This is a genomic window from Sphingobium lactosutens, assembly GCF_013393185.1.
Taxonomy (GTDB): domain Bacteria; phylum Pseudomonadota; class Alphaproteobacteria; order Sphingomonadales; family Sphingomonadaceae; genus Sphingobium; species Sphingobium lactosutens_A.
The window spans coordinates 24,153-43,032 of sequence record NZ_QJQX01000079.1 but is presented as its reverse complement, the minus strand read 5'-3'; the positions used below and the strand labels follow the sequence as shown (position 1 = coordinate 43,032).

The following is an 18,880-nucleotide window of genomic DNA, read 5'->3' as shown; positions in this document are numbered from 1 at the left end:
ACGATGCGTAAATGGACCGCCTTGGTGCTGGCGGCAGCTTTTGCCGCCCCAGCGCCGGCGCTGGCGCAATTTCGCCAACCTGTCCTGTCACCAGATGGCAGACTCGCGGTCGAGATTTCCCTCGACAAGGGAGAGGCGGTCTATCGCGCGACATTCAACGGACGGCCGATCCTCGATCGTTCGCGCTTGGGATTTCGATTCAGTAACGCAGCACCGCTGGACTCAGGATTTCGCGTTACCGCGTCGCAGTCCCTCGACCATGACGAAATCTGGAACCAACCGTGGGGCGAGCGGCGCCAGATGCGAGACAGGTATCATGGTCTGATTCTTACGCTGGCTGCACCGGACGGGCGACAGCTCGGTGTGGAACTGCGCGTGTTCGATGATGGGTTCGGATTTCGCTACACGCTGCCGGGGAAACGCGACGATCAACTGGTCGTGAGCGATGAGGAGACCGAATTCCATTTCGCCCAAAATTATCGCGCATGGTCGATCCCTGCCTATCGCGAGAAATACAGCGAATATGAATATAACCGCTCTTCGCTTTCCGCCATCCAGACCGCGCAGACGCCTTTGACGCTCGAAGGCGACGGCGTGGCTCTGGCCGTGCATGAGGCGGCCCTAGTCGATTATTCTTCAATGAACCTCCGCATGCCGGAGGAAAATAGCCGCACGCTCAAGGCCGACCTCTCGCCCTGGCCCAATGGCGACCGTGCACGAGTGAGTGGCGGCCAGAAAACGCCCTGGCGCGTCGTCATGGTAGCCGATGACGCCGCCCGCCTTGCCGATTCAACGATCGTCCTCAACCTCAATGAACCCAATAGACTGGGCGATGTGAGTTGGGTTCATCCGGGAAAATATATCGGCATCTTCTGGGCCATGCATACCGGTCTGCTCACCTGGGAACCGGGAGAGCGCCTTGGTGCGACGACGGAGCGAACGCGGCGCTATATCGACTGGGCAGCAGCCCATGACATCAAGGGCGTTCTGGTCGAAGGATGGAACAAGGGGTGGGAGGTTTCGGAATGGTGGAAGAATGGACATTCTCGCTTCACGTTCAATGAGGCTCAGCCCGCCTTCGACATGCCGGCCGTTTCGGCTTACGCGCGATCCAAGGGCATCGATCTGATCGGCCACCATGAGACCGGCGGACAGGTGCAGGACTATCTGCGCCAGCTCGAACCGGCACTGGCCTATTACAACCGATATGATGTTCGGTCGATCAAGCTCGGCTATGTTGGCACGAAGCTGGACTCGATCTACTGGCCGGACAGCCAATATGCTGTCGAGAATCTGCAGAAGGTGGTCGAAGCGGCCGCACGCCACCACATTTCATTATTCCCGCACGAACCCGTCAAAGATACCGGTCTGCGCCGGACCTGGCCTAATCTTCTGAGCCGGGAAGGAGCCCGCGGGCAGGAATATAATGGGGGCAGTCCGGACACCGGCAACGCACCCGATCACACCACTATTCTTCCCTTCACTCGGCTCCTGTCCGGACCGCTCGACTTTACGCCGGGCGTCTTCCATTTCGATTATCGCGCGACCCGCCCGAATAACCGGGTGCCCTCGACGCTCGCCAACCAGCTCGCCCTCTATGTCATACTCTATAGTCCGGTTCAGATGGCAGTGGACCTGCCTGAACATTATGACGAACATCCCGAAGCATTCCAGTTCATCCGGGACGTTCCGACCGACTGGGAAACCAGCCGGACACTTCAGGGACGTATCAGCGAATATGTCGTGACCGTACGGCAGGACCGCGGCAGCGCTGACTGGTACCTGGGAGCTATCACCAATGAAGCGGCGCGCACGGTGAGCGTGCAACTCGACTTTCTCGTCGCCGGAAAACGCTATGAGGCGCAGATATACGCAGATGGTCTTGGGGCCGACTGGCGAACTGCGCCTGAGAGCGTCGCAATAAGCCGGCGCATCGTGACGTCGACCGATATGCTCGATCTCCGCCTGGCTCCCGGCGGCGGCCAGGCAATCCGCTTCAAGGCTCTATAATGTATCAAAGTTCTACCATCGACCATCGCATCGATCATTTTGGCAGAACGCTTCGTCGGCAACTCAAGCGCCTGTACGGCGACGTCCATGATGTCGATGACCTGTGGGAGCGTGTCGAAGAGATCCTGCGCGCACGGCATGAAGATCGTTCTGCGGCACTGAGGGATCTCGACGCGACGCGCGCGGCAGATCCGAACTGGTTCGTGGCGCCCGAAATGCTCGGCTATTCGACCTATATTGATCGCTTTGCTTCGACCGTCCCGGGGCTAGAGCAGCATGTCGATCATCTCGAGGCGCTGGGCGTTCGCTATCTTCATCTCCTGGCGCTTCTCAAGGCACGGAAGGGAGACAGCGATGGTGGCTTCGCTGTCGCTGACTATCTGTCGATTGAACCAGCTTTGGGCACGATGGCCGATGTCGAAAGGCTTGCAGCGCAGCTGCGCAAGAGCCGCATCAGCCTTTGCGTCGATCTCGCGCTCAATCACACGTCCGACGATCATCATTGGGCGTTAGCCGCCAAGGCAGGCGATCCCTTGTTCCGGGATTTCTATATCGTCGTCGACGAGGAAACGGCGCGCCTGCGCGAGAAGGATCTGAGCCAAGTCTTCCCGGGCACCGCTCCCGGCAATTTCACCCATGTACCCGAGATGGGTGGCTGGGTCTGGACAACTTTCTATCCTTTCCAGTGGGATCTCAATTGGGCCAACCCGAAAGTGTTGCTGGCGATACTGGACGCGATGTTGCGCCTCGCCAATCACGGCTTCGAGGCATTCCGGTTCGACTCGATCGCCTTCCTCTGGAAGGAGGCCGGGACTGACAGTCGGAACCGCCCGGCAGCGCATCACATCGTCCGCGCCTTGCGCGCTGCGCTCGATATCGCCGCCCCTGCCACGCTGATCAAGGCGGAGGCGATCGTCCCGACCGCTTATGTCCCACCCTATTTCGGCGCGGATGAAGGCGAGGGCTTCGAGGCTGAATGCCATCTGGTCTACAATAATTCCCTGATGGTAGCCGGATGGGTCGCCCTTTCGGAAGGGGATGCCGCTTTGCCGGAGGCAATCATCCAAGCAAGCGGCGGTCTTCCCCCGGGCGCGAATTGGTTGAGCTATGTGCGATGCCATGATGATATCGGATGGAGTAGCGTGCTGAATGACCTTGCGAGCTTCGATCCGAAACCGATTGAGCGCCTGACCCAGGCAGCGCGTTTCACCGAAGGTCGGCAGGGCAGTTGGGCCTGTGGGGAAGCCTTTCAGTCAGATGGGGCGAGCGTACACGGCACGAACGGAACCCTGGCTTCACTGGCAGGCCTGGAGCGCGCGACAGACGAACAAAGCAGGGATGCGGCCTTGCGTCGCATCCGTCTTCTCAATGCCTTGTCGATTGCCAGCGGCGGACTTGCAACGCTCTTTATGGGAGACGAGGCCGGGCTCCTGAACGACCATTCCTATCTGAACGATCCGCAGCGTCGCCACGAAGGTCGTTGGGTGCACAGGCCGGACATGGACTGGGAGGCCTTGGACAAGCCGACAGCACGTAGAATTATTTCGGATATCAACGCGCTCCGAGACGCGCGCATCGCCAGCGGCGGGGCAGGCGGTCCGGAAGCCTTCGACACAGGCCATCCTGCCCTCCTCGGTGTTCGGTGCGGAAGCGACCTTGTGTTTCTCAATTTCAGCGCGACGCCTATTTCTGTGGTCTTACCGACCGACTGCAGTGATCGGCTGATCGGTCGGCCCATCGATCGTCAAGCCATTCTGAAGCCTTGGGATGTCTTGTGGGCGGGAGTGAGCGAATGACAAGAGCACCGCTTTTCGGCTGTATCGAGGCTGGCGGTACGAAGTTCATGCTGGGGGTTGCGCGCGACTGCGACACGATTCTGGATACGGTTCGGATACCCACAAGCACTCCGGATGTCACATTGCGCGATGCTTTGGCCTTCTTCGTCAATGCCAGCAATCAATGGGGCTCGTTTGACGCATTTGGTATCGCTTCGTTCGGGCCTGTCGATCTTGATCGTCTCTCCTCCAGCTGGGGCAGAATCACGGATACACCAAAGGCGGGATGGACCGGCGTGGATCTGGTTGGGCCAGTTGGCAACGCGTTCGATTGCCCGGTCGGCTTCGACACGGATGTGAATGGCGCTATTTTGGCAGAAAGCCTTTGGGGCGCGGCCGTCGGTGCGGATATTGCCGTTTACGTAACAGTGGGAACCGGTATCGGTGGCGGCGCGCTGGTTGAAGAACGCCTGGTCCACGGCGCGCGTCATCCGGAGATGGGTCATATGCTGCCGCGACGGCATGCACTCGACCTTGAATTTCCTGGGATCTGCCCTTACCATGGCTGCTGCCTTGAAGGCCTGTCCAGCGGACCCGCTATCATGGCGCGCTGGAGACATTCACTTTCCGAACTCCCGCAAGACCATCCCGCGCACGAGATCATCGCCTATTATCTCGCACAAATGATCGTCGCGCAGCAGGCCTTTCTCTCTCCCCGCCGCGTCGTGCTGGGCGGCGGCGTCATGGCAACGCCCGGTTTGATCGAACGCGTGCGAACGCAGACCTCGATATTGGGCGGCGGCTATTTCGGGTCTGTCGATTTCGATGGGCTCATCGTCGAACCAGCGCTCGGCGATCGCGCCGGCCTCCTCGGCGCCCTCGCGCTGGCTCAGCGAGCAAGGCGATGACAAAACCTCGCCTGTCATTCCCACGCATTCTCGAAATGAACCTCGGGTTTCTCGGCTTGCAGTTCTCTTTCGGGCTGCAACAGGCCAATATGGGACCCATCTATGGTTATCTGGGGGCAAATGAAGCAAACATGCCGCTTCTCTGGCTTGCAGGTCCCGTAACGGGGTTGCTTGTCCAGCCACTGATCGGCGCACTCTCGGACCGGACGAACAGTCGGCTTGGCCGGCGGACACCCTATTTTCTCGTCGGCGCGGTTCTGTGCTCCCTGTGTCTATTGGCCATGCCCTATAGTCCGGTACTGTGGGTGGCCGCGTCCTTGCTCTGGGTGCTTGATGCATCGAACAATATAACGATGGAGCCCTATCGCGCCTATGTCGGAGATCGGCTGCGCGAAGAACAGCGTCCATTGGGGTTTCTAACCCAGTCCGCTTTCACCGGGCTTGCCCAGACATTGTCGTATCTATCTCCCTCGCTGCTCGTTTGGATTGGTTTCAGTCAGGATGCGGTCGATCGCAATGGCATTCCTGACGTTACCCGGATCGCCTTCTTTCTGGGAGCGCTCCTGAGCCTTTCGACTATTCTATGGTCGGTCGTACGCGTGCCCGAACTTCCAGTATCAACTGCTGATGGCGATCACGGTAGCCATAGGTCCCTTTCTTTACGAGGGGCGCTGGCGGACATCCAAATCGCGATCATCGAGATGCCGCCGGCTATGCGTCAGCTCGCCTTGGCGATGCTATGTCAGTGGTATGCAATGTTCGCCTATTGGCAGTTCATTGCATTTGCCCTGGCACGTTCTCTTCATGGAACCGCAGATGTCCATAGCCATGGCTTTCGCGAGGCGACATTGACGGTTGGGCAGGCTGGCGCCTTCTACAATGCGGTCGCCTTCGTTAGCGCTTTCGCTCTTGTGCCCGTCACGCGACGTCTCGGCGCCCGCAGCGTCCATGCTTGCTGCCTTGCCGCATCGGGCGTCGCGATGCTCACTATCCCGCTCATAAGCGGGGAACCATGGCTCTATCTCGCGATGATCGGCATCGGACTCGGCTGGGCCAGCATGATGGGCAACCCTTATGTCATGCTCACAGACGCCATCCCCTCCCATCGCTTTGGTATCTATATGGGGATATTCAATATGTTCATCGTCGTCCCGATGATTATCGAAAGCATCAGCATTCCCTTAATCTATCGGTCTGTCCTCGGGGACGACCCGCGCAACATACTCTACCTGGGTGGCGTGTTGATGCTGGTCGGGGCCCTTGCAACGTTGAGGGTGCGGGCAGGTGCAAGATTTCCCACACCTGCCCAGGCAAAAGTTTAGGCGCTCTCGCGCACTACTAGTGTCGGCGGCATTGAGATCGACCGGGTATTTTCTCCATCGATCCGTCGGAAGAGGAGATCGACAAGGGCGTCGCCCGCCGCCTCCAGGTCCTGCCGGACCGTCGTGAGCGGAGGCGCTGTATAAGCCGCAAGGCTGACATCGTCATAGCCGACAATAGCAACGTCATGTGGCACACGGCGGCCACGCTCCTTTAATGCCCGCATCGCGCTCAGCGCGATGACGTCGGATGCAGCCACAAGCCCATCGACTTCCAGTCCCGCGTCCAGCGCGGATGCAACGGTCCGATAAGCGGCCTCGCCTGTCAGATGCGCTTGCAAATGGGCTATAGGATCGATTCCAGCCTCTGTGCAGACCTGCAAAAATCCTTCATTTCGCGCTTTAAGCTCGGGGATATCCGTCATTCCAACGAAAGCGAGCCTGCGGCAGCCGCGCTCGAGCAGGTGACGGGTGGCCAGCTGCCCCCCGAGGCGATTGTCAGATCCCACCGAGCAATAGGATTGCCGCGAAGTCTTCTGCCCCCATACCACAAGCGGAGCGTATGTTTTCGCTACACCCCGCAATTCCTGTTCTTGGTCTGACTGACCGATCACTAAGATGCCATCAACGCGTCCGCTACGCGCGATCTGGCCGAGCCAACCCGGGGCGCTGGGTATCACCTTGGACAAAACAAGTTCATTGCCGCGAGCCGAGAGGGCGTCTGCAAGATGCCCAATAAGCGTAATGAAGAACGGATCGGAAAATGTCTGGGCGCTTTCATGGCCAAGCGGAAGCACGACAGCAATCGCATCGTTCCGCCCGCGCTTCAAGCTTTGGGCGGTTCGATTGATCTGGAACCCATGCTCATCCGCGATGCTCTGTATCCGCTCACGGGTCTTCGCACTCACGTAGCCCCGATGGGACAATGATTTGGAGACAGTGCCCACAGAAACGCCTGCCAGCGCCGCCAAGTCGGTAAGATTCATTGGACGTTTCATCCAACACGCTCTGCCAGTTTGGTGACCGAATTAGAAGGGGTAAGGCAGAGAGTGAGTGGGTCCCACGCAGCGCGGATTTGAAATGCGTACTGCAACCAGCTCGCTGCTAAGCTAAACTGCCTTTAGCATCTCTAACAGATGGGCCAGGTCCAAATCGGGAATGGACTGGCATTTCTGAAGTATCTCTTTCATTGCCTGCTCCCCTACGAATGGAGCGGCCAACGCCGAAAACTTTCTGTCCAGGCTTGCGTCAAGATCGTCAGATCGGCCGCTGCGGCCGAGCGAGGTATCATAAGCCGCGTTGAAAATGCTGCCGTCAACGTCACGCAGTGTTGCACGGGCTTCGAACCGAGAATCGAGATCGCCCCGGATAAGGACCTTCTGGCGCAGCTCGCGCAGCCCCGGCTCCTGCGCGATGTGATCACTGAAGACGTCGATGTCCGCTGTGTCATGCCCGCCCAGCACCAGAGCGGCGACGTGCCGCAAGCTGAACTTGCTTTCGAAGCCCGTCTCCGGCTCCGCAATGTTGCAGGTCTTGAGATGCTCGGAGGGTACCCGCAACGTCAGATCCGCCACATCATGCGGCGATATTCCATGCTCCAGCACGATGGATCGCACAGCTTCGATGCTGGAATGCGTCAGAAAACAAGACGCATGATGCTTGAACTGCACGGACGCAAGGCTGTCGCCGAACTCAGGCGCTCTCCAGCCCGGAGGAATGGGCTGGTGCGCCTGAGTGCTCAGAAATCCCCGATCCGCTTCCAGGCTATCGGCAGAGGCGGTCATGCCGCGAGCAGCCAGACTTGCCGCGGTAACCCCGGCAGAACATGCGCGTCCGGCATGATAGGGTTTGGCCATCGTTCCAAACATGCATTTAAGCCCCGCAGCCTGCGTCGCGGCAAGCCCGATCGCATGCTGGACCGCGCCTTGATCGAGACGCATCAGGACGGCCGAGGCAGCGACGGCACCGAATGTTCCCACCGTCGCCGTCGAATGAAAGCCGTGATCATAATGAGCCGGCATCACGAGCGAACCGACGAAGTGCGCCGCGTCATAACCCGCAATGATCGCCCGCACGAACAGTTCGCCATCTGCCCCCAACGCCTCGCCGACCGCGAGCGCGGCGGGCACAACAACGGCTCCTGGATGGCCGACGAAAGGCTGGATATCGTCATAGTCAAGCGCATGACCGGCTGTACCGTTGATCAAGGCCGCGTTGGCGACCGAGGCCCGTGTCCGTGCTCCGATTAGCGATATGGCGCCTGCGTCCGGCCCGAATTCAGCTCGCATCAATTTCGCGACAGGCTCAGCCGACCCGGCGACTGCGACGCCAAGCCAGTCGATCAATATCCGGCGCACGGCAGCATGATGCGCCTCCGTCGGCTGCCGATCGCCGGCCGTCACGATTGATTGCGCAAGCATCGCTGTCAGCGGCTGCCTGTCTGTCAGGCCCGTTTCAACAGTCATATGCGGATCGTCACGCATTTGAGTTGGGTATAATGGGTCAGCGCCTCGATGCCCTTCTCCCGGCCGTAACCGCTGTTCTTGTACCCGCCAAAGGGCGTCTCTATGCCGCCGGCCATATATTCATTGACGAACACCTGCCCTGCTTCCAACGCGGCTGCCATGCGCAGCGCACGGCTGAGGTCGCGCGTCCAGACACCCGCCCCCAATCCGAATTCGCTGTCGTTGGCCATTGCGACGGCCTGATGTTCTTCCTCGAACGTCAGGACAGTCAGGATCGGTGCGAAAGCCTCCTCGCGCGCGATCCGCATGTCCGGAGTCACGCCGGAATAGACCGTGGGAGCGGCAAACAGGCCGCGCCCAGCTTCAGCTCCTGCCGCGCCGCCGGTCAGCCGGACCGCCCCCTCGGAAATCGCCAGCTCATGAAATGCCTGGACACGTTCGAACTGCGCAACGGTCGTAATCGCGCCAAAAACCGCGCCGTCCTGATCGCCATATTTCAACGCCTCGACCGCAGGTACGAGCCGGCGCAGGAATTCGTCGCGGATCGAGGACTGCAGGAGCAGGCGGCTTCCGGCGATGCACACCTGCCCGGCATTGACCGTGAAGGCACGGACGACCCCTGTGACGGCGGCATCGAAATCCGCGTCATCGAAAACAATATTCGGAGATTTGCCGCCCAGTTCCAACGTGAGCGGGATGATGCGCTCTGCGGCAACGCGGCCGATCTCGCGACCCGCCCGGACGCTGCCCGTGAACATGACCTTGCGGACGCGCGGATGCGCCACCAGTGGCTCTCCGACCTCCCGTCCCGTCCCGAGCACGACGTTGAGGACGCCGGGAGGTAGCCCGCACTGCTCGACCGCCAGTCGCGCGACTTCGACCAAAGTGGACGGCGTCTCCTCCGACGGTTTCGCGACCACTGTATTGCCTACAGCCAGGGCCGGCGCGACTGCCCGGGCCGCCTGATTCAACGGAGCGTTCCAGGGCAGGATAGTGGCAACGACACCGAAAGGCTCGCGCCGCGTATAGCTGTGATAGGGCGCGCCGATATTGATCACATCGCCATAGAAGATGTTGGCGAGGCCGCCATAATATTCGAAATATTGCGCCGACGTTTCGATCTCGCCGGCCGCCTGCTCAAGCAACTTTCCGGTGTCTAGCGCTTCCATTTCGGCAAGCCGGAGGGCATTCGCCCGGATCATTCGACCAATATCGACAAGGATGCGGCCACGCTCCATCGGCCGCATGTCGCGCCACGCCGCGAAAGCGGAAGACGCCGACTGGGCAGCAGTATCGACGATCTCCACGCCTCCGAGCGCGACGCGCCCGATAACCTCACCCGTCGCTGGCGCCCGATTATCAACGTAGCTGGCGTTTGGTTCGACGACCGAGCGGCCGGCAATAAAATGCTCACAATTCATCGTTCGAGCCTTTCCCATTCTTGATCCTAGCCATTTCGGGCGCAGCTCAAAGCGACGAGCGCACTTCATTGCATATGCAATGGATCGTCCCACAAAGTTTGGGGCTGACCCTTGCCGTGGCACTACTCGAGCTCGGTCACATTCCGGGGGAGCAGCATGTCACTCTTCCCCATTGAACCGGTGACCAAGACCAGTTGCAGCTACCTGAGTACCAACCCTCGGTTCGACGACGTTTTGCGCCTCGGAGAAGGCAAATGATCGCCCCTATGTAGCGTAGCCTACCCCACCCTCACCCTTCCGCTGTGAACTGGACCGGCATGTCGACAATCGCGCTGAACCAAATAGAGTTGAGAAAGGTCGGCTTGGTGCTCGGTGCGATATCGGGTACCCGGCGGACAATCTGGCCGAGCAGCAATTGGAGTTGCAGCTTTGCGACCCTTGCCCCCAGGCAAATGTGCGGCCCGATACCGAACGATAAATGCCGGGCCGCGTTCGTACGCGTGATGTCAAATCGGTCGGGGTCATCGAAAATTTCGGGATCCCGGTTCGCGGCAGCGTAGGAAAGATACAGTTTGTCCCCTTCTTTAACCTCGCGATCGCCGATCACCGTGTCCAACGTCACGGTCCTGCGAAATTGAATAACAGGCGGCGAGAACCGCAATACTTCGTCGATGGCATTCGGTAGATATGTCTCCAGATCGGATCGCAGCAGCGCATATTGGTCCGGATGCTCGCTCATCAGCCGGATGAAATGCGCCGCCGTACTGCGGGTGGTTTCATGCCCGGCGATCGACATCGTGACGAAAAACATTCCGATCTGTGCATCGGTAAGCCGCTCGCCATCAACATCTCCGTTGACATAGGCACTCATCATGGAATTGTCGGGCATGATGCGCTTTTGCTCAGCGAGCCAGGCAGCGTACGCAAAAAGTTCGTCCAGCGGTGCGACGTCGCTTTCTGCTGTTAGACGCTCTCCTTCGGTCAGCGCATTTTCAACGTCGGCCATCGCGTTGCCCAACCGAAAGATCTTCTCGCGGTCGGTATCGGGAATGCCCATGAGCGTACAGAATGTGTAGACGGGAAGACGCGACGCGACATCGAACACGAACTCGCATTCACCGCGCCGTGCTATGGAATCCACGATTTCCTTCGCTACGCGTCCGATCTCGGGCTCGAATTCGGTTATCGCCTTGGGCGAAAACGGCGGCGTCACGAGCCGTTTGGCCTTCATATGCTGTTCGGGAGCCATCCCCATCAGCCCAGCCTGCTGAAATGCCAGCGCCTCTCTTTCGAGATCCCATATGACGGGTCCGCCGACATGCGACGAAAAGAGTTTCTGGTTTCGAGACACCACGTCCTTGTAGCGCGTCAGCACCCAGAAACCCTGCTGGAGTTCACCCCAGATGGAAGAGCGGTTCAGCTGAACAATGTAGTTCTCGGCGGCAGGAGCCGGATTCCAGTGCACGGAGTCACCGCTCTCCCGCCACCGCCGTAACAAGTCGAACGGTGGCCCTTTTTCAGCGGGAATCAGTCCCGGAAGTCCGAGATTATCCTGGAGACTATTCATGCGATTGCTCCGCTTTCCTGCTGATAGGAGCGAGCGCGTCCAGCCGCTCGCGCCATGCCCGGATATTGGCACACCTCTCCACGATCGCGCGGGCTTCCTCTGCGTAGAGCAGCGCCGACACCTGCGCAGCGGCCGAGATGTCGGCTGAGGAGATAGTGTCGCCCACAAGCCACGGCTGATCTTCGAGTAAATTGTCGAGTGCTCCGAAGTGGCGTTCTAGGTCACGAACGATCGTGGGATGATCCTTGCGGCCGACACCTTGAGCAGCCGTCAGCTTACCCGCTGCGTCGAGAAAATAAGTGCGAAGATCGTCACGGGAGAGGTGAGGAAACGACACGGCGAATTCATCGAGCGCCCGATCGAGGTTGTGCGCCCAAGCTAGGCGCACGGTGATTTCGTAGAAATAGAGGCTCTCGTCTGCCCAGTCTTCGATGATTGCTGCAAGTGCGCGATCACGGATGCTCTGCGGTGCCAGCGGCCTATCTTTGAATGTAGTGTCGAGATATTCCAGAATGTCCGTCGAGTCCTGAACGATCGTTCCGTCATGGTCGATGGCGGGAAATTTCCCGACTTTGCTCACACGGCTGTATGCCCCAGCCGCTGCCTTGGCGCGATCGACGTCATGCGCTTCGAACGCGATGCCCTTGTAGTTCAGCGCCCGGCGGACCTTCTCGGTAAAGGGCGAGGTTGCAAATTGGTATAATATGATCATGAACTTGCGCCTCGCGCTGGCCCAGCAGTCAGCTCAGCCAAAATTCTGCCGGTGTCATGGGGGTCATCGTCCGGTGAGCCGGGCGCATAACATGCGAAAGCGGCTTCCAGCTGCTCGGCACGCCGCCGGGAGGCCTTCAGCGAACTCGGGTTGGTCGGAATGAAGAAATCACCGCGCATCACGCCTTCTATCGCCAGGCGAGCCACATCTTCGGCCCGCTTTCCCCTGGAAAGCCACATTCCTGCGGCCTCAATTGCGGCCGGGTCCCCTGGACCCAGCGGGCTCAGATGCTTAGTCCGGTGCAAGTCGGTCGAGACAAGGCCTGGACAAAGTGCGCTGATGGAGATCCTCGCCGGCAATTCCGCGCGAAAGACCTCCGCGAGCCCCAGTACGGCATGTTTTGTCGCGGTGTAGATGCCCACTCCGGGATGTTGCAGTCCCAGAGAATGTTCGGACGCCGTCACGCAAATCCGACCGTTTGCGCCGGAACCGAGCATCAATTTCGCAAAAGCAGAAACGCTGTTCCAGACACCGCGCACGTTGACCGCGAACAACCAGTCGAACTCGCGCACATCCGCATCGACCAGCGGACCACTAATGCCGACGCCCGCATTGGCAAAAACCAGATCGACGCCTCCCATGTCGGACCAGGTTTTCTCGGCAAGGGTCGTCACCGCCGCAGTGTCGGAAATGTCGCAGGCGACACCGGCGACCTTGCCGCCGATCTCGTTCGCGGTTGACTGCGCCTTATCCTGGTCGACGTCGACCAGCAGGACGCGGCAACCCCGCGCCGCAAGATCGGTCACCAAGGCGCGGCCGATTCCTGAAGCGCCTCCAGTGACAACCGCCGACTTGTCGGCCAATTCCATCACAGATTTCTCTCCCAGTTTAGGCCATCGTGCGCTTGCGATCGCCGCGCCGGTTAGCCCCGGCCGACGTTTCAGCGGCTTAGTAGCGATATGATAGATTGACCCCGAAGGTCCGCGTCCTGCCGGGAATGCGCCCGATGGTATCGTTGAGTTTGACCGTATTGGTCCAGTAATTTTCGTTGAACAGGTTGTTGGCGAACAGTCCGACCCGCCAGCTATTGTCTACCGAATGGAGCGTGATGTTCGCGTTGACGAGCGTATAAGCGTCGATAGCGAACCTCTGGTCGAAGCTGATGCGCCCGATCGTCTTCGTCTGGTAGTTTGCGGTTGCGGAAAACTGCAGGCCAAGATTGCTGCCGATTGGCTGGTCGTAGGAAACCATTCCGTTCAGCTGCCACTTCGGAGTCTGTGGAAATGGCGCCTTCGAGAAATCGACGCTCGCACCTGTTTCGTCATATCCAATGAAATTGGTGATCTCGCTCTTGGTATAGGAGGCCCCCAATCGCATCATCAGTTCGTGGGTTGGCCTATAGGTCAGTTCCGCCTCCCCGCCGTATACGCGCGATTTCGGAACATTCACGATACTTGGCAGCGTCACGAAAATGGGATCCAGGATAACGCTGAACAGCTGCTTGTTGCGATAGTCATAATAGAATGCCGCCGTGTTCAGCTGAACCTGCTTATCGGCAAAACTCAGCTTGGCGCCTATTTCATAGGCCGTCACCTTTTCTTGCTTTGCCGGTTCAAGCTGGGTCTCGACGTTAGCAGCAACCACCGGGAAGACGCCCGTCTTGAAGCCACGGCTGATTGAGGCGTAGAGCAGTGTGTCACTATTGGGCTGCCAGGTTGCGCTGACGCGACCGGCGACATTGTCCTCTTTCAACCGGAGATTGAAAATCGGTGGATTTGACGAAAAATCTGCACTGTACGTCAGGCACTGGTTAGGCTGAATGTTCGGGTCCCGGAACGGCTGCCCGCTAGCCAAGGCAACAAGCGCCGCCACGCCGGTATTCCAGACAGGGGCGGTATTGTTGTTATAGTCGCGCGAGCACCCCTCAAATGTCAGCTTGTCACTCGTGTAGCGAAGCCCGCCGGACAGTTTGAAGGTATCAGTGACCTCATACTCCGCGTTGGCGAAAGCAGAAACAGATTCGCTCGTCTGCCTGGTCGTGTTCTGGTAGCGTGAAAACCCTTCGGCGATCTGTTGCTGTGTGTATTGAGTCTGCGGAACCATCGATCCCAGGAAGGAGAGCAGATTGAGCACCGATACATCGCCGCTGTACCCAACCTGATCGTCTACAATGCGATCGTCGGAATAATAGGCGCCTGTAATCCAGTTCAGTCGCCCTGTCTCACCGCTCAGGCGGAGCTCCTGAGAAAAAGACTTAATACGACCGATGGATCTATATCCGAAGAGTTCGAAGGCTGTGCCATCCACATCGCTAAGATCATCGCGCTTTACATCGCTATATGCCGTGAGCGACGTCAACTTAACGGCATCGGAAATCTGATAGTCGGCTCTACCATAGATCGAATAGAATCGGGCATCAGCTTTATATGCAGGAGAGTCGGCAAGGTTCGGCCCCCAGTCCGCCTGCCCGGCATTGAGCCTCGTGCTCACCGCCGGCGCGAGCCCCGGTATTTCGAAACCCGGCGTAACCGGCGTGAAATAGGCCGCCTGCGCCGCGACGGTGTCGGAACTGTTTTTCCAGTAGGAAGCGCCCAGTGTAAAAGTGAATGCCTCGCTCGGCGTCCAGAGCAATGTGCCGCGTATGGCCTGCCGGTCGATCTCTCCGAGCCTGTCGCCAGGTCGGCTAATGCTACGCTGCCATCCCTTGTCGGAATTCTCGCTTCGTCCGGCGATCCGGAACGCCAAGGTCTCGGTGATCGGTCCGCTGATGAACCCTTCGAAATTATATGTCTCGTAATTGCCGAGTTCGGCGGAGATCCCGGCTTTGAACGTCTCGGTTGGCTTGGCGGCGATAAAGTTCACCAACCCGCCGGTAGTGTTGCGGCCATAGAGCGTTCCTTGCGGGCCCTTGAGGACTTCGACCCGCTCGATGTCGAAGCTTGGACCGCTCGCCAAATAGGGATAGGCATAGGCAACCTCATCCATATAGAGCCCGACCGGCGACGTCGACGACAGGTTGGGCGTATTAAAGCCAATGCCACGCAGTGTGTAGATGGGCGTGTTCGCCTCGGACTTGGCGAAATTGAAACCCGATACGACTTGCGCGAGGTCGCTGGCGTCTCGGACGCCTGCATCTCGGAGAGAATCGCCGGTAAAGGCCTGAATCGACAAAGGGACCTTGTTGATGCTCTCCGAGCGTTTCTGCGCGGTGACGACAATGTCACTGTCGGAGGGCGCCGCAGCGGATTGGCTTGAATCGGTTCCCGGGTCGCCTTGCGGGGCTTCCGGCACGCCGTGCGCCCATGCTGAAGTGGCCGCTAGCGACATCGCGCCGGCGCCAACCAACAGATACTTACGGAATCCCCTCATTATTATACCCCTCCCACTTATTATCGTTGTTCGTGCCGACTTGACTGTCGGGTCTCTCTTATCGAGCGCGGATCGCGAAGGGATGTTGTCTGGGAGGCGGTTACGGACCTCCGCGGTGTCCCCTATCGTCCGAACGTAGAGGATGAATGTCACAGTTTTCGTTGCTTGCGGATCACATCCGTAATGATGTGCGCTGCATCGGTATTTTGTGGACCCGCGCCGAGGCAAAGTTGAACAACTGCAGCCCAGAGTGGGACGTTTGCGGGAGAGGGCGGAACCCTACGCTCTCATGACTGCCATCCGAGACGCTGGCCGAGTTTATTCCTTCGCTGGCCGCGAGACCAGCGGTTACGTTGACCTTGGCGGGTGTGCCGCGGGCGCCTGATCGACGACGATTGATCACGCTCTCATCCGCGGGTTGATTATCGCACTACCCGTATCCGTCGCTGGGCCTATCATCCGCCTAAGTTCGGGCGTCGGACGAACCTGCCCCACCGTAGGCCGAGGATTGCCCATCACAGTCGGGTGCCCGCGGCACGCCGGCCAAGGCTATGCAATTGTGCGCTGGCGCCTCCTCTCGGGATCGTCACGCGTCGATCAGCCAGCCATCGCCGGTGACACACGACGTGCAATGTCCCAGGCATAGCCGACCAGTTCACGCGCAATCGCGGTGGTCACCTTGGGCTGGGGTTTACCCGCAGCTGCGAGGCGACGGTAGCGCTGACACAGGCGGACCTGGGCTTTCCATCCAATCGCCTGGATCTCTTCGGCCAAATCGCCGACGCGCTCGCGATAGCGGCGTTCCTCGCGAGCGGGCAACCGGTACGACCAACCAGCCTCAACCAGCATGGTGCGTGCCTGTGCATTACCAGCTCGCGTGATCCGGCCGCGCTTGGTGCGAGCGCCACTGGAATGCTCCGAGGGCACCAGACCGACATAGGCCATCAACTGTTTGGGATTGTCGAAACGGGTGAGATCCCCGACCTCGGCGACCAGCGTCGCGGCGCTGACCAGCCTGATGCCGCGCAGGGCCTGAAGGTTGCGAACCAACGGTGCAAAACGCCATGCTTCCACCGCTTCGCCCAGTGCTGCTTCGAGGCGGCCGACCCGTGCCAGCGCTTCAAGCACCCGCTTCTGCATTTCCTCGAAGGCCAGCCTCTGATGCGGGAAATCGACCCGCTGTTCCGACAGCCATCGCCAATACATCTTCGTCCAGGCTGCCTTGCCGCCAAAACGACGATCATGCCGAAGCAGGAAGCTGCGCACTGTCTGCTTGGCCCCGATAGCATCGTCCTGCGCGCTGCGACGGGCGCGGATCAGGTCACGTACCGCCTCGTGCGCTTCGTCCGGCACCCAGATCGCGGTAAGTTCGCCGGCACGCAGCAGCCGCGCCAGCGTCATCGCATCGCGGCGGTCGGTTTTCACATGGTCACCCGGCCGCCGCGGCATCATCGAGGGTGCGATGACGATACAATTCTGCCCCAGCTTCGTCAGCAACCGGTGCAGACCATAGCCGCGGGGCCCGGCCTCGTAGCAGAAGCTTAACGTCGTATCCGATGCCGTCAGCCGCTTGATCAGCTTCCTGACCGCATCGTCCTCATTGGCAACGGTGCCAACGTAGCGCACCTCGCCTCCGCGCTCCCCGTCGGCAACTCCGACCGCAATGGTCTCCTTGTGCACGTCCAGGCCGATGTACTTCACTACCTCCGTCATGACTCGCCTCCGTTGCTGACAAATCCATCGTCAGCATCTCAGATTTGAGCCGCTAAGGCTCTGGCAGTCATGGGGTCTAAGCGCCAACAGTCTCGCTCAGGCGACGCTTTTCACCTATGCTTCGCACATCACCGGGAATGGCTTGGTCTGGGGACATCGCGGCTGTTCCAGCTGCGGGGTACAACGGCATTTCCCTACAGAAGCCGACGTGCGCGATCTTGGCCGTTCATCGACATGAACTGGCTGACTGCTGCCTGTCGGGTCGGAAGCAAGTCTGACAATGCGGGCTACCGCTCTATCGTAGATGCAGGAACGTGTTTGTGGTGATGTCCGACATTCCCCAAATCAGGTCATGATCATAGCGCTCGCTACGACCACCATTCCGAGTAAGATCCCACCCGCAATCCATCGGCCCGCCGTGAGGATGGCTGCAGCAATCGTACTTGGATCGACCGGGATCGGATCGGCTTCCAGGCGCCGCAACGCCGCACGTATGAGCCGCGGGGAATCATCACCGACCTTCACGAGCTCCCCAGGCCAGAGCTTGTAGCACTGGACCCCAGTGTTCGGGCGAGAGCCTTGCCTGCGCAACACGGAACGCCGACCGCCGCATGGCAGCCGACAGATCGAACTCAGGGTAGATTGCCGACAGCACCCCGTCGATCGTCACGAGCGCCTTGAAAATCAGCAGCAGATCGGGCGGCAACACCATGCCTTCGTCGCGCATCATCGGCAGGAAATCCGCCACCATCGCGCTCAGCACGATGCGCCCCCCACCGTGCCGGGCCACCAGTCGCTCGGCGGTGACGTGAACTCGTTCCGGGGCCACACCGCTTCCCGCCGACCAGATCGCCAGCACCTCGGCTAAGGCAGCGGGATCCCCGGAATTCAGCGATTGGACAAAACCGATAAACTCCTCGCGACGGCGTGGCGAGACGTGTCCGATCATGCCGAGATCAAGCAATGCGATGCGGTTACCGTCCAGGCACAGCAGATTGCCGGGATGCGGGTCGGCATGGAACCGTCCGTTGATCAGGACCATGTCGAGCACCGCCTCGGCGCCGAGGCGCGCGATCGCCGCCGGATCGATTCCAGCCGCACGCAGCGTGTCACCATCACGCGGCGCGACGCCGTCAATATAGTCCATCACCAGCAGCGTTTCGGATGTCCATGCCCAATGAATCTCGGGCACCACCACGCGCGGTTCGTGGACGAAATCGCCGCGCAGCCGGTCGGCATTGCGGCCTTCGCTGGTGAAATCAAGTTCTTCGAGGATACACTCGGTAACAAGGCCCTGGCGGTGGCCAATCTCAGTCTCCCTTTGGGCGCGATGGCCCTGGTTGGCGGTCCCGCCCATGCCTTCTCGGCGCCCGCCCAGGGCGACCTCGGCTACGATATCTACGATATCGTCGTGAACCAGGGCGTGAAGGGCCCGTTGGGCTTCGTGGGCGGCGTCGCCGCCTTCCTGTTCGGCGTTTCGCGCCTCTTCTCGAACATTATGATCGGCATCCCGACCATCGTCGCGGCGGTCTGCCTGATCAAGGCGGATTCCATTCTCCAAACCTTCGGGATGGTCGTCTGACACGCGCGGCAGGACTGCGCCCCGGCTGACCGGGGACAT

14 protein-coding genes are annotated in these 18,880 nt (G+C 59.8%); 5 read left to right on the top strand and 9 right to left on the bottom strand.

The window, feature by feature from the left end:
• Window positions 1–3 precede the first annotated feature (3 nt).
• Genes DM806_RS22700 through DM806_RS22685 form a run of 4 tightly spaced genes read left to right on the top strand, consistent with a single transcriptional unit; the run spans window position 4 to window position 6,015 of the window.
• Window positions 4–2,010 carry a glycoside hydrolase family 97 protein gene (locus DM806_RS22700; protein ID WP_179045432.1) on the top strand — a complete coding sequence of 669 codons (2,007 nt, stop codon included), beginning with the start codon at window positions 4–6 and terminating at the stop codon, window positions 2,008–2,010.
• On the top strand, window positions 2,010–3,806 hold the full coding sequence (locus DM806_RS22695) for an alpha-amylase family glycosyl hydrolase (RefSeq protein ID WP_179045431.1): 1,797 nt from the start codon (window positions 2,010–2,012) through the stop codon (window positions 3,804–3,806). Before DM806_RS22700 ends, DM806_RS22695 begins: the two co-directional genes overlap by 1 nt.
• Complete coding sequence (locus tag DM806_RS22690) at window positions 3,803–4,693, top strand: ROK family protein (RefSeq protein ID WP_179045430.1); 891 nt, start codon at window positions 3,803–3,805, stop codon at window positions 4,691–4,693. Before DM806_RS22695 ends, DM806_RS22690 begins: the two co-directional genes overlap by 4 nt.
• The gene (locus tag DM806_RS22685) at window positions 4,690–6,015 is read left to right on the top strand and encodes an MFS transporter (RefSeq protein WP_179045429.1); all 1,326 of its coding nucleotides are present in this window, start codon (window positions 4,690–4,692) and stop codon (window positions 6,013–6,015) included. Before DM806_RS22690 ends, DM806_RS22685 begins: the two co-directional genes overlap by 4 nt.
• Here the strand turns inward: DM806_RS22685 and DM806_RS22680 are convergent.
• From DM806_RS22680 to DM806_RS22640, 9 genes are all read right to left on the bottom strand, one after another.
• Window positions 6,012–6,998: a LacI family DNA-binding transcriptional regulator gene (locus tag DM806_RS22680; RefSeq protein WP_179045428.1), complete on the bottom strand. Its 987-nt coding sequence runs from the start codon at window positions 6,996–6,998 to the stop codon at window positions 6,012–6,014. The two genes, DM806_RS22685 and DM806_RS22680, sit on opposite strands and share 4 nt — an antisense overlap.
• Before the next feature lie 123 nt (window positions 6,999–7,121).
• Complete coding sequence (locus tag DM806_RS22675) at window positions 7,122–8,477, bottom strand: MmgE/PrpD family protein (protein ID WP_179045427.1); 1,356 nt, start codon at window positions 8,475–8,477, stop codon at window positions 7,122–7,124.
• Window positions 8,474–9,916 (bottom strand): aldehyde dehydrogenase family protein, encoded by a 1,443-nt coding sequence (locus DM806_RS22670; protein WP_256869442.1) that lies wholly within the window; start codon window positions 9,914–9,916, stop codon window positions 8,474–8,476. The genes DM806_RS22675 and DM806_RS22670 overlap by 4 nt, the downstream gene beginning before the upstream one ends.
• A gap of 271 nt (window positions 9,917–10,187) precedes the next feature.
• Window positions 10,188–11,465, bottom strand: a complete 1,278-nt coding sequence (locus DM806_RS22665; RefSeq protein ID WP_179045426.1) for a cytochrome P450 — start codon at window positions 11,463–11,465, stop codon at window positions 10,188–10,190.
• On the bottom strand, window positions 11,458–12,177 hold the full coding sequence (locus tag DM806_RS22660) for a glutathione S-transferase family protein (RefSeq protein ID WP_179045425.1): 720 nt from the start codon (window positions 12,175–12,177) through the stop codon (window positions 11,458–11,460). Before DM806_RS22660 ends, DM806_RS22665 begins: the two co-directional genes overlap by 8 nt.
• Window positions 12,174–13,046, bottom strand: a complete 873-nt coding sequence (locus DM806_RS22655) for an SDR family NAD(P)-dependent oxidoreductase (RefSeq protein WP_179045424.1) — start codon at window positions 13,044–13,046, stop codon at window positions 12,174–12,176. The genes DM806_RS22660 and DM806_RS22655 overlap by 4 nt, the downstream gene beginning before the upstream one ends.
• Window positions 13,047–13,125: 79 nt before the next feature.
• A complete protein-coding gene (locus DM806_RS22650; RefSeq protein ID WP_179045423.1) occupies window positions 13,126–15,546 on the bottom strand; it encodes a TonB-dependent receptor in 2,421 nt (806 codons plus the stop codon).
• Between the two features lie 597 nt (window positions 15,547–16,143).
• Entirely contained in the window at window positions 16,144–17,259 is a 1,116-nt protein-coding gene (locus tag DM806_RS22645) for an IS110 family transposase (RefSeq protein ID WP_179045422.1), read from the bottom strand.
• 511 nt (window positions 17,260–17,770) lie between these two features.
• Window positions 17,771–18,616: an ABC1 kinase family protein gene (locus DM806_RS22640; RefSeq protein ID WP_306294794.1), complete on the bottom strand. Its 846-nt coding sequence runs from the start codon at window positions 18,614–18,616 to the stop codon at window positions 17,771–17,773.
• Between DM806_RS22640 and DM806_RS22635 the strand changes: the two genes are divergently transcribed.
• Window positions 18,554–18,841, top strand: coding sequence for a hypothetical protein (locus DM806_RS22635; RefSeq protein WP_218647617.1), 288 nt, complete (start codon window positions 18,554–18,556; stop codon window positions 18,839–18,841). The two genes, DM806_RS22640 and DM806_RS22635, sit on opposite strands and share 63 nt — an antisense overlap.
• Window positions 18,842–18,880 lie beyond the last annotated feature (39 nt).

Coding starts and splice junctions, on each gene's coding strand:
- DM806_RS22645 (WP_179045422.1), bottom strand. CDS start 17,259: ATGACGGAGGTAGTGAAGTACATCGGCCTGGACGTGCACAAGGAGACC.
- DM806_RS22680 (WP_179045428.1), bottom strand. CDS start 6,998: ATGAATCTTACCGACTTGGCGGCGCTGGCAGGCGTTTCTGTGGGCACT.
- DM806_RS22675 (WP_179045427.1), bottom strand. CDS start 8,477: ATGACTGTTGAAACGGGCCTGACAGACAGGCAGCCGCTGACAGCGATG.
- DM806_RS22690 (WP_179045430.1), top strand. CDS start 3,803: ATGACAAGAGCACCGCTTTTCGGCTGTATCGAGGCTGGCGGTACGAAG.
- DM806_RS22650 (WP_179045423.1), bottom strand. CDS start 15,546: ATGAGGGGATTCCGTAAGTATCTGTTGGTTGGCGCCGGCGCGATGTCG.
- DM806_RS22700 (WP_179045432.1), top strand. CDS start 4: ATGCGTAAATGGACCGCCTTGGTGCTGGCGGCAGCTTTTGCCGCCCCA.
- DM806_RS22660 (WP_179045425.1), bottom strand. CDS start 12,177: ATGATCATATTATACCAATTTGCAACCTCGCCCTTTACCGAGAAGGTC.
- DM806_RS22655 (WP_179045424.1), bottom strand. CDS start 13,046: ATGGAATTGGCCGACAAGTCGGCGGTTGTCACTGGAGGCGCTTCAGGA.
- DM806_RS22640 (WP_306294794.1), bottom strand. CDS start 18,616: ATGGGCGGGACCGCCAACCAGGGCCATCGCGCCCAAAGGGAGACTGAG.
- DM806_RS22695 (WP_179045431.1), top strand. CDS start 2,010: ATGTATCAAAGTTCTACCATCGACCATCGCATCGATCATTTTGGCAGA.
- DM806_RS22685 (WP_179045429.1), top strand. CDS start 4,690: ATGACAAAACCTCGCCTGTCATTCCCACGCATTCTCGAAATGAACCTC.
- DM806_RS22670 (WP_256869442.1), bottom strand. CDS start 9,916: ATGGGAAAGGCTCGAACGATGAATTGTGAGCATTTTATTGCCGGCCGC.
- DM806_RS22665 (WP_179045426.1), bottom strand. CDS start 11,465: ATGAATAGTCTCCAGGATAATCTCGGACTTCCGGGACTGATTCCCGCT.